This is a genomic window from Mycobacterium sp., assembly GCF_049280035.1.
Lineage (GTDB): Bacteria > Actinomycetota > Actinomycetes > Mycobacteriales > Mycobacteriaceae > Mycobacterium.
In genome coordinates this window covers 1-2,017 of sequence record NZ_JBAPPI010000592.1, presented here as the reverse complement: position 1 = coordinate 2,017, position 2,017 = coordinate 1, and the positions used below count along the sequence as shown (strand labels likewise).

Here is a 2,017-nt window from a genome sequence, read left to right as displayed (position 1 = left end):
TTCTGTAGCGAGTGCGGTGCAGCCGTTTCGCCGGTCCCGAAACCCGCCGAGTACAAGCAGGTCACCGTCTTGTTCGCCGACGTGGTGCATTCGATGGACATCGCCGCGGCCCTCGGCGCCGAGCGGTTGCGCGAGATCATGGCCGAGCTGGTTGACCGCTCGTCGGTGGTGGTGCAGCGGTATGGCGGGACGGTGGACAAGTTCACCGGCGACGGGATCATGGCGGTGTTCGGCGCGCCGGTGGCATTGGAAGATCACGCTGTTCGTGCCTGTCTGGCCGCATTGGGCGTTCAGGAGGAGGCGAAGCGGCTTGCAGTCGACGTCCGCGAGCGCGACGGTGTGGACCTCCAGTTGCGGGTGGGCCTCAATTCCGGCCAGGTGATCGCCGGGGAGATCGGTTCGGGCGCTTTGGGTTACACCGCGTTAGGTGAGCAGGTGGGGATGGCCCAGCGGATGGAATCGGTGGCCCCGCCCGGCGGGGTGATGCTCAGCGAGTCCACCGGCCGACTGGTTGAGGATGCCGCGGAGCTGGCCAAACCGGAAATGGTGCACATCAAGGGCGCCGACGACCCGGTGCCCGCCCGCCGGCTACTTGGGGTGGCGCCGCAGCGGCGGATGGCTGGGGCCGAGTCGACTTTGGTCGGGCGCCAGTGGGAGATGGGCGCGCTTGCCGGCATGTTGGGCCAGGCGGTCAACGGCACCGGTCGTGTTGCGGGTGTGGTGGGCCCGCCGGGCATCGGCAAGAGCCGCATCGTCCGCGAGACGGCCGCCCTGGCGACGCGTCGGGGCGTGGCGGTGTTCACCACCTATTGCGAGTCCCACACCACCGACATCGCGTTCCGTGCGGTGGCGGGGCTGTTGCGCGCCGCCCTGGGGACCAGCGAGCTGGATGACGTGGCGGCGCGGGCGCGGGTGCATGACCGGCTTACGGGTGCCGACAGCGAGGATCTGGTGTTGTTAGACGATCTGTTGGGCATCGCCGATCCCGAGGTTGCTCTGCCGCAGATTGACCCCGACGCCCGGCGGCGACGGCTGACCGCACTGCTGAACACCGCGTCGCTTGCGCGCAGCACCCCAGCGGTGTACGTCATCGAGGACGCCCATTGGATCGACGAGGCCAGCGAGTCGATGGTCGCCGAGTGGCTGTCGGTCGTTCCCCAGACTCGCTCGCTGGTGCTGATCACCTACCGGCCCGAATACGAGAGCGTGCTGGCCCACACCCATCGATCGCAGACGATTGCCTTAGAGCCGTTGGAGGATTCGCAGATCGCCGCATTGGCCTCCGAGCTGCTCGGAAGGCACCCGTCGGTCATGGAAGTGGCCGGCATTATCGCCAGGCGCGCCGCGGGCAACCCGTTTTTTGCCGGGGAAATCGTGCGTGACCTGGCCGAGCGCGGTGTGCTGGGCGGCCAGCGCGGAGCCTACGTGTGTGACAGCGAGCTGGCCGACGTGCGCGTGCCGGCCACCTTGCAGGCGGCGATTGCCGCGCGCATCGACCGCCTCGACCCGCTTGCCAAGCGCACGCTGTGCGCTGCGGCGGTAATCGGGACTCGGTTCAGCCCTGATCTGTTGGCTGCCTTGCAGATTGAGCCGGTGCTTGATGCCCTTCTTCGGGCTGAGCTGATCGATCAGATGGTGTTCACACCGCGCGCCGAGTATGCGTTTCGGCACCCGCTGATCCGCACCGTGGCCTACGAGTCACAGCTGAAATCCGATCGCGCCCAAGTGCATCGGCGGCTGGCCGCCGCGATCGAAGCCCGCGAACCGGAATCCGCCGACCAGAACGCCGCCCTGATCGCCTCGCATCTGGAGGCCGCCGGTGACCTGCGCGCCGCCTACGGCTGGCACATGCGGGCCGCAACCTGGGCGACCAACCGTGACATCGCCGCCGCGCGACTGAGCTGGGAGCGTGCCACAAGGATCGCCGACGCAGTACCCGCCGATGACTCGAACCGAACAGCGATGCGCATCGCCCCGCGCACCATGTTGTGCGCGAACGCCTGGCGAGTCCATGAGC

General features: G+C 68.1%; 1 protein-coding gene. It reads left to right on the top strand.

What is annotated here, in order from left to right; all coding sequences use genetic code 11:
• Positions 1-2,017 (top strand): ATP-binding protein (locus tag WAN71_RS19285; protein ID WP_422226865.1); only part of this gene is annotated, 2,017 nt, incomplete at both ends.